General features: G+C 74.8%; 4 protein-coding genes. All 4 read left to right on the forward strand.

The features are described from left to right. The first annotated feature begins 132 nt into the window (after positions 1-132). The 4 genes from ACTIGN_RS14130 (at position 133) to ACTIGN_RS14145 (ending at position 8,482) form a co-directional block, all read left to right on the forward strand. A complete protein-coding gene (locus ACTIGN_RS14130; protein WP_439624857.1) occupies positions 133-1,833 on the forward strand; it encodes a chemotaxis protein CheW in 1,701 nt (566 codons plus the stop codon). A 60-nt stretch (positions 1,834-1,893) separates the two neighbouring features. Next, positions 1,894-4,233, forward strand: a complete 2,340-nt coding sequence (locus ACTIGN_RS14135; protein ID WP_439624859.1) for a methyl-accepting chemotaxis protein — start codon at positions 1,894-1,896, stop codon at positions 4,231-4,233. Between the two features lie 161 nt (positions 4,234-4,394). Further along, positions 4,395-7,292, forward strand: coding sequence for a hybrid sensor histidine kinase/response regulator (locus ACTIGN_RS14140; protein WP_439624861.1), 2,898 nt, complete (start codon positions 4,395-4,397; stop codon positions 7,290-7,292). A gap of 251 nt (positions 7,293-7,543) precedes the next feature. Further along, a complete protein-coding gene (locus tag ACTIGN_RS14145) occupies positions 7,544-8,482 on the forward strand; it encodes a chemotaxis protein CheW (RefSeq protein ID WP_439624863.1) in 939 nt (312 codons plus the stop codon). Positions 8,483-8,609: the final 127 nt, after the last annotated feature.

Raw genomic sequence — 8,609 nt, forward strand, 5'->3', positions numbered from 1 at the left:
CTACAAACCAAACGCGAACTGTCTGGTAGGGGCCGCCCTCCGTGGCGGCCCGCCAGTGGCGTCCAGCGGATCTCGCCAGAATTTCAGCACAGCATCCTCTGGTCCGAACGCCGAACCGAGGTCGCCCGCCGCATGAACATCTCGCCCCCACCCGACGACGAACCGGCCGACGCGCCCGACTGGATGGGGGCCGACGACCCCGCCCCCGGGTTCGACCTGGGCTCGCTCCTGCTCCCCCCGGACCCGCCCCCGGCCCCGCCCGTTCCGGCACCGCCATCGGCCCCCGCAGCACCGCAGCGCCGGCCCCGCCCGGCGGCCACCGCGAGCGAGCCGTTCCTGTACGGGGCCGTCGTCGCGCTCGGCTCCAAGGTCGCCGCGTCCGAGGTCACCGTCGAGCACGACGTGCCGCCCGGCCTGCGGGTGCTGGCGACGAGCCCGCGCGTCCGGGCGTCGCGGGGCCGCACGCTGGTCTGGTCGTTCGGCCGCGACGCCGCCGGGACCAAGGTGCCCATCCGCATCAAGGCGGTCGCCGAGGCCGGCGTGGACCCGGCGGGCCTCGGCCCCGCGAACTTCCGCACCAGCTACACCGCGACCACCACCGTCGGCGTGCCGGTCGTCCGCCCCGAGGCGCAGGTGACGTTCGCCGGCCCCGAGACTGTCGAACTCGGCGCATCGGCAGCATTCACGCTGACCGTGCGGAACACCGGAACGTGCCCGCTGCGGGGCGTCGCCGTGCGGGTCGCGGCCCGCGGCGGCGTGGCGCTGCTGAGCGACGAGACGGTCGCGTTCGCGGCCGTTCCCGTAGGGGGCGAGGTCACCGCCGCCGTGCGGGTCGCCGGTCGGGTCGCAGGGGCCGGAGCGGTCGGGGCGGAAGTGACGGCGACGCCACAGGTCGCCGCGGCGTGCGAAACCGCGATCGCCGTCACGGCCGCCAAACTTGACCTATCCTTCGCCGGGCCGGACGGGTGGCGGGTGAACCGCGACCACCCGGTGCGGGTCGCCGTGCGGAACACCGGCACGGCCCCGGCCCGCGTCGTCGGGCTGCGGGTGGCGGTCCCCGCCGGGTGGGACGTGACCGCCGCGCCCGCCGGGTTCGACGCGGCGTCCCGCGTCGCGTTCGCCCAGGCCGATCTCCTCTCCCCCGGTACCGCGCTGGAACTCGCGCTCACGGTCCGGCCGACGGTCCCCGGCGGGGGCGCGTTCCGCGCGACGGCCGAGGACTCGCTCAGCGCGTGCCGCGCCGAACTGCTCGCGCGGGCCGACCTCGACCCGGCCGACAGCCAGGGCATCCTCGAACGGTTCGTACAAGAAGTGGGGTTCGCCCCGGACGCTCCGCGCCCCGAAGGGGCCGCGGCGGGGGCGAGCGCGGCGAGCGGCCGCGAGCACCCGCACGTGGTGTTCGCGGTGGCCGGCACCGAGTACGCCGTCCCGCTGCACGCGGTCCGCGAGATCGGCCGCCCCCCGGCCGCGACCCCGCTCCCCGGCGCGCCGGAGTGGCTCGTCGGCGTGGCGAACATCCGCGGCGGGATCGTCTCGATGGTGGACCTGCGGGCGTTCCTCGCCGAACCGCCCGGCCCGGCGGCGGACCCCGACCGCCGGCTCCTGGTGGTGACCGCCCCGGGCGGCGACCTGACCGCCGGCCTGCTGGTGGACCGGGTCCGCGGGATCCAGTCGATCCCGCCCGACCAGGTCCGCGCCCCGGCCGCCCCGATCGCGGCCCGGTGCGCCGCGTACATGACCGGCGTGGCCGGGGGGGACCGCCGCCCGGTGGTCGTCCTGGAGCCGGACCGCCTGCTGCTGGCCCCGGAGTTCCTCCCGTTCGGGCCGGCCTGACCCCGACAGAACCCGACCCGCCCACCGGCGGCCGCGTATTTCACCCGTGGAGTCGATGCGATGAGACTGGTCGAACGGTTCACCCTCCTGAGGATGTGGCAGAAGCTCGTCGTCATCGCGCTGGCCCTCGGCCTGCCGGCGGTCGCCATCGCCGCGCTGTACCTCAGCGCCCTGAGCTACGACGGCGGGTTCCTCAAGCTCGAACTCAGCGGCCTGGACCACATCGACCCGCTCAACAAGCTGACCGACCAGGTGACCGCGCACCGCACGCTGGCGGACGCCGCGGCCCGCGGGGGCGACGCCGAGAGGGCGTACTTCCGGCCGAAGCTCGCCGAGGCCCGCGCGAGGATCGACGAACTCATCCGGGCCGAGGACGCGGCCGACGCGAAGTCCGGTGCCACGTTCGGCACGGCCGAGCAGTGGAAGCAGGCGAAGGCGAACTGGGCGGCCCTGGCCGACCGGACCCCGGACCTGAAGCCCGAGGACGCGGCCGAGCGGCACGCCCGGGTGCTCGCCGAACTCGCCGCGGTCCAGCTCGCCGTCAGCGAGAAGTCGAACCTGATCCTCGACCCGATCCTGGTGACGTACTACCTCCAGGACAACCTGACGCTCCGCACCGCGACGCTCATCGACACGATCGGCCGCGCCCGCGAGCTGGCCCTCGGGGTCGCGGCCCGCAAGGAGGTCGCCCCGGCGGAGCGGTACAAGCTCGCGCAGCTCCTCGGCGAGATCGCCGTGGCCCGCGCCGGGTACGACGGCAACGTCACCGTCCTCAGGGACCGCGACGCGGCCGCGTTCGCCAAGCTGGAGCCGAAGTTCAAGGAGGCCGTCGCGGCCGCCGACGCCTTCACCGCCCTCGTGCAGGCCAAGTTCGTCGAGGCCCCGGCCGGTGACGACGCCGCGGTCGGCGTGCCGCCGGCCGAGGTGTGGGACAAGGGGACCGCGGCCCTGGCCGCGTACCAGAGGGTGAACGACGAGGACCTCCCGGTGCTGCGGGGGATGCTGGCGGCCCGGTACGACGTGTCCTCGACGCGGCTGTACGGCACCGCGGTGTTCGTCGCCGTCGTGCTCATCCTCGCCGCGGCCCTCGTGTACGGCATTTCCAGCGGCATCACCGAGCAGCTCGGCGAGATCAAGAGCGTGCTCGGCGAGATCGGCACGGGGAACGTCGCCGCCCGCGCCACCGTCACCTCGCGGGACGAGCTCGGCGAACTGGCCGCCACCCTCAACGCGATGCTCGACAACACGCTCAGCCTGATGCAGTCGCAGGAGGAGCGGGACCTGATCCAGCAGTCCATCCAGAAGCTGCTGGAGGAAGTGGCCGGGGTCGCCGAGGGCGACCTGACCAAGGAGGCCGAGGTGACCGCCGACGTCACCGGGGCCATCGCCGACTCGTTCAACTACATGCTCGACCAGCTCCGCGGGGTCATCGGCAACGTGCAGCGGGCGACCATCGAGGTGACCACCTCGGCCGGGGAGATCTACACCTCGACCCAGCACCTGGCCGGCGGGGCCGAGCAGCAGGCCGGCAAGATCGCCGCGACCACCCGGGCCGTCGAGGCCATGTCGCACTCGATTCAGCAGGTGTCCGAGAACGCGGTCCAGTCGGCCACCGTCGCCCGCCAGGCGCTCCAGAACGCCCGCCAGGGCACGACCGCGGTGAAGAACACGATCCACGGGATGGACCGGATCCGCGACCAGGTGCAGGAGACGGCCAAGCGCATCAAGCGGCTCGGCGAGTCGAGCCAGGAGATCGGCCAGATCATCCAGCTCATCGACGACATCGCCGACCGCACGAGCATCCTCGCCCTGAACGCCTCGATCCAGGCCGCGATGGCCGGCGAGGCGGGCCGCGGGTTCGCCGTCGTCGCCGAGGAGGTCGAGCGGCTCGCCGACCGGTCCACCGAGGCGACCAAGAAGATCGCCGGCCTCGTGAAGTCCATCCAGAGCGAAACGACCGAGGCCGTCGGCGCGATGGAAAAGGGCATCCAGGAGGTCGTCGAGGGGTCGAAGCTCGCCGGGCAGGCCGGCTCGGCGCTCGACGAGATCGAGAGCGTGTCGAACCGCCTCGCCGAGCTGATCCAGCAGATCTCGCACGCCGCGACGCAACAGGCCCGCGCGTCCGCGGGGGTCACCGAGGCGATGGCCGAGATCTCCGGCATCACCCAGGACACGGCGGCCGGGACCAAGCAGGCCGCCGAGGCCGTGCAGGGGCTGGCCGGTCTCGCCGAGGGGCTCCGCGAGTCGGTCGCGACGTTCCGGCTCCCCGGCACCGAGCCGCCCGCGCCCCCCACCCGCGTCGACCTCAACGGGCACGCGGGCAACGGCAAGTGGTCCGGCAACGGCAACGGGAACGGCAAGGCGGTGACCGTCACGGGCGGCCGCCTCGTCGGCGCGTGACCGTGCCGCGGTTCCCAACCCCCCAATGCCCCGGTTCCGATCTGTAGCCGGCCTCTGTGAGGCCGGTGCTTTGCGACTCCCGTGGCACCGGCCTCACAGAGGCCGGCTACAGAACGAAGACGAATCAGCCGGCCGCGGCACGACACCCCGGAACTTCCGCGATGACTCCGCCCGATGACCCCGACCGCCTCGCGAGCTTCGTGACGGAGTCGCGCCGGGCGGTCCCGGCGATCTGCGCCGGCCTGTTCGACCCGACCGGCCCCGACGCGCTCGCCACCGCCCGCGAGCACCTGCGGGCGATCGCGGCCGCCGCCCCGGCCCTCGGGCTCGACCCGCTCGCGCGCCTCGCGTCGAGCGCCGCGGCACTGGCGCACGACGCGCCGCACGGTGCGGCCCGCGAGTTCCTCCTCGTCGCCGTCGAGGCGATCGGCCACCACCTCGAACTCGACCCGGGCGAGCTCACCGACGCCTCGCACACCGATGCGCTCGAAGAACTCGCCGCGGCCGGCGACGCGCTCCTCGCCGGCGGCGTGTTCCCGACCCGCGGCGCGCCCGCAAACCCGTTCCCCGACTTCACGCACCCGGGCGCACCTTCGGAGCCGGCGTGGGACCCACAAGCCGTGGGCGAGGTCGAGATCGCCCTCGACGACCCGCCCGAGTGGGAGCCACCCGCGGCCACCGAGGAGCCGCCCCTCGCGGCACCCGAGCCCGCGGCCGCGATCGACCCGGAGATCCTCGAAGTGTTCGCGGCCGAGGCCGAGGAGCACGTCGCCCTCATCGGCCGCACCCTGCCCCTGTACCAGCAGCAGCCCGCCAACAAGGACCACCTCCAGGAGATCCGCCGCGCCGCGCACACCCTGAAGGGCGCGGCCGCGTCCGTCGGGTTCACGCTCATCGCGCGGCTCGCCCACCGCGCCGAGGACCTGCTCGATGCGCTGCACGACGGCGACCGCCCCGCGACGCCCGGCGAGGTCGAGTTGCTGTTCGCGGCGCACGACGCGCTCGAGGACCTCGCCGCCGGCCGGGCCGGGGAGGAGGTGGTCGCGGACCTCGCCCCGCGGTTCGAGGCCGCCGTCGCCGCGGCCGGCGCCGCACGCCCGGCGGGAGCGCGCGGCGCGGGGGCGGAGCCGGCGACCGCCGCGGAGATCGAGATCGACCAGCCGACCGTGGCCGCCGACGCCGCCGCGGTCCGCGCCGCGGGCGAGGCGCTGCGGGTGCCCATCGCCCGCATCGACGAGGTGGTGAACCTCGTCGGCGAGCTGGTCATCAGCCGCTCGGGGTTCGAGCAGCAACTCGGCAAGCTGTCGCGGCTGTTCCAGGAGCTGCAGCTCAGCGCCGCCCGCCTCCGCCGCGCGACCGGCAAGATCGAGACGCAGTACGAGGCCCGGGCGCTCGGCAGCAACCGCCTCGCCAACCGCATCGCCGCCGCCGCGACCGGCGGCGCGGCCCACGGGTTCGACGGCCTGGAGTTCGACCGGTACACCGACTTCCACCTGATGATCCGCGAGCTGTCGGAAACGTCCACCGACCTCGCGACCGTCTCGCAGGAACTGTCGGGCCTCACCGGCGAGTTCGACGGCTACCTCGTCCGCCAGTCGCGGCTCACGGCCGAGATGCAGGACAAGCTGATGCGGGTGCGGATGGTGCCGCTCGCGCACCTCTCCGGCCGGCTGCACCGCACCGTGCGCCGCACCGCCGCGGACCTCGGCAAGCAGGTCCGCCTCGTCCTGGAGGGCGAGAACACGGACCTCGACAAGACCGTGCTGGAGGAGATGGCCGAGCCGCTGCTCCACCTGCTCCGCAACGCCATCGACCACGGGATCGAGGACGCCGCGACCCGCGAGGCGGCGGGCAAGCCGGCCGCCGGAACCGTGCGGGTGCGGGCCGGCCACGAGGGCACGCAGATCGTCATCCGCGTCAGCGACGACGGCCGGGGCATCGACTACGAGGCCGTGCGCCTCGCGGCCGTCGCCCGCGGCGCGCTGGCGCCCGAGGCGGCCGCGATCGCCTCGCCCGACGAACTCACCGACCTCCTGTTCCAGTCCGGGTTCAGCACCGCCGGCCGGGTCACCGAGATCTCCGGGCGCGGGGTCGGGCTCGACGTGGTCCGCGCCCTCGTCGAGCGGCTCAAGGGGACGGTCGCGCTCGCGTCCGAGCCGGGCCGGGGCGCGACGTTCACGGTGCGGCTGCCGCTGACGCTCGCGGTGATCCGGGCGCTGGTGGTCGAGGCCGAGGGGCACACGTTCGCGCTGCCGCTCGGGTCGGTCACGCAGATCCTCCGCCTCGACCCCGAGCAGTGCGGCCGCATCGGTTCCCAGGACGTGGCCCGGGTCGGCGGCGAGACGCTCCCGCGGTTCGCCCTCGCGGAGCGGCTCGGGCTCCGGGGCACGTCCGAGCCCGCCCCGCGGCCCCCCGCGGTCGTGATCGGCGTCGGCGACCGCCGGTACGTCGTGGTCCTCGACCGGATCGCCGGCGGCCGCGAGGTGGTGGTGAAGTCGCTCGGCACGCACGTCCGCCACGCGCCCGGGATCGCCGGCGCGACGCTCATGGGCGACGGCTCGGTGGTGCTGATCCTCGACCCGGCCGAACTGTGCTCGCCGGCCCGCGCCGCCCGGCACGCGCACCCGGTCCCGGTCGAGAGCCCGCGGCACCCGCCGCGGCCGGCGGCCGAGCAGCTCACCGTGCTCGTCGTGGACGACTCGCCGAGCGTCCGCCGGTTCGTGTCGGGCCAGCTCCGCGACGCCGGCATGGACGTGCTCACCGCGAAGGACGGACTCGACGCGCTCGACGTGCTGCACCACGCCGAGCGGCTCCCGGACGCCGTGATGCTCGACGTCGAGATGCCGCGCATGGACGGGTACGAGCTGCTCTCGACGCTCCGGGCCACGGCGGCGCACCAGAACCTGCCGGTGGTCATGCTCACGTCGCGGGCCGGCGACAAGCACCGCCGCAAGGCGATGGAACTGGGCGCGACCGCGTACCTCGTGAAGCCGTACCAGCCGGCCGAGTTGCTCCGCGTGCTCCGCGCCGCGGCCGCCGCCGCGCCCGCCCCGGCGTGACCCTCACTGCAACCGCCTTGTAGCCGGCCGTGCTCGGTTGTACTCATCGGTGATTGGCGGGCCGCCACGGATTGCGGTCCCTACTCGCGAACTTGGTTTGTAGGGGCCGCCCTCCGTGGCGGCCCGCGTGAGGCCAACGATTCAACACAGCAAGCCGGCCTCTGTGAGGCCGGTGCCGGGACGGTCGCAGCACCGGCCTCACAGAGGCCGGCTACAGTCAGAAATCCACGGCATCCGAAGTTGAGGTTCGCGTGACGCACGTTGCAGCGGCGAAGCAGGCCCGGGTGTCGCAGTGCCGCGTGCGGGGCGTGCCGGTCGCGGTCGACCTCGGCGCGGTCCGCGGCGTCGAGCGCGCCGACCGGATGGTCGCGGCCCCGGGCGACGGCGACTGGCCGCAGGTCGGCTCGCTCCCGAGCCGCAGCGGCGACGCGCCCGTGTTCAGCCTGGCGGGGCTGCTCGGCTTCCCGCCGGTCGCCGCCGCGGACGGCTCGCACGTCCTGCTCTGCGAGACGCCGCACGGCCCGGCCGGGGTGCTGGTCGAACAGACCGCGCAGGGGGCGGCCGTCGCCCCCGGGGCGTTCCTGGCGATGCCGGCGGTCGTGGGGGCGCCGCACTTCACGGGCGTGGTGCGAACCGGCTCCGCGCTGCTCCCGTTTCTCGACCCCGCGGCACTCCTCGGTGGCGCGCCGCCCCGCGAGTTCCCGGCGGCCGAACCGTGGCGCGCGGCGGCGTCGGAAGCCGTCCAGCGCCGCCTCATTCTCATACCGCTGCCGCTGCCGGCACGCGCGCTCGGGGACCGCGAGTGGGCGGTCGGGCTCCCCGCCGCGACCGTGGCCGAACTCGTCGAGCCGGAGCGCCTCGTCGCCGTCCCCGGGGCCCCGCAGCACGTCGCGGGGGTGACCGCGTGGCGCGACCGGGTGGTGGGCGTGGTCGATCTCGCGGCGTGGCTCGGCCTGTCGCCGACCGCACCGGACCGGGCGCTGGTCGCGGTCGTCGCCGCGCCGGGCGGCCGCGAGCCGGTGGGGCTGCTCGTCGCCCGCGGGGTGCGGGTGCTCAAGCTCCCGGTTCCGAACGTCGCCTCGCAGCGGGCCTTCCCCGGGCTCGCGGACCGGGTCGTCTCGCTCGTCGAGACCGGCGACCGGACGGTCGCCCTCGTCGATCTCGCGGACCTGACCGGACCCGGTGCGTAGCGCGGCCGCGGGACGCGAAGAGGCCCGCTCGGCGAACCGAGCGGGCCTCCGGGTTACACGACTCGGGCGGGACTCACCAGCGGAAGATGAGCTCGAAGGCCCCGGTCCACTGGTCGTTCTTGCCGTC

It is taken from the genome of Gemmata sp. (genome assembly GCF_051859125.1).
In the GTDB taxonomy this organism is placed as follows: domain Bacteria; phylum Planctomycetota; class Planctomycetia; order Gemmatales; family Gemmataceae; genus Gemmata.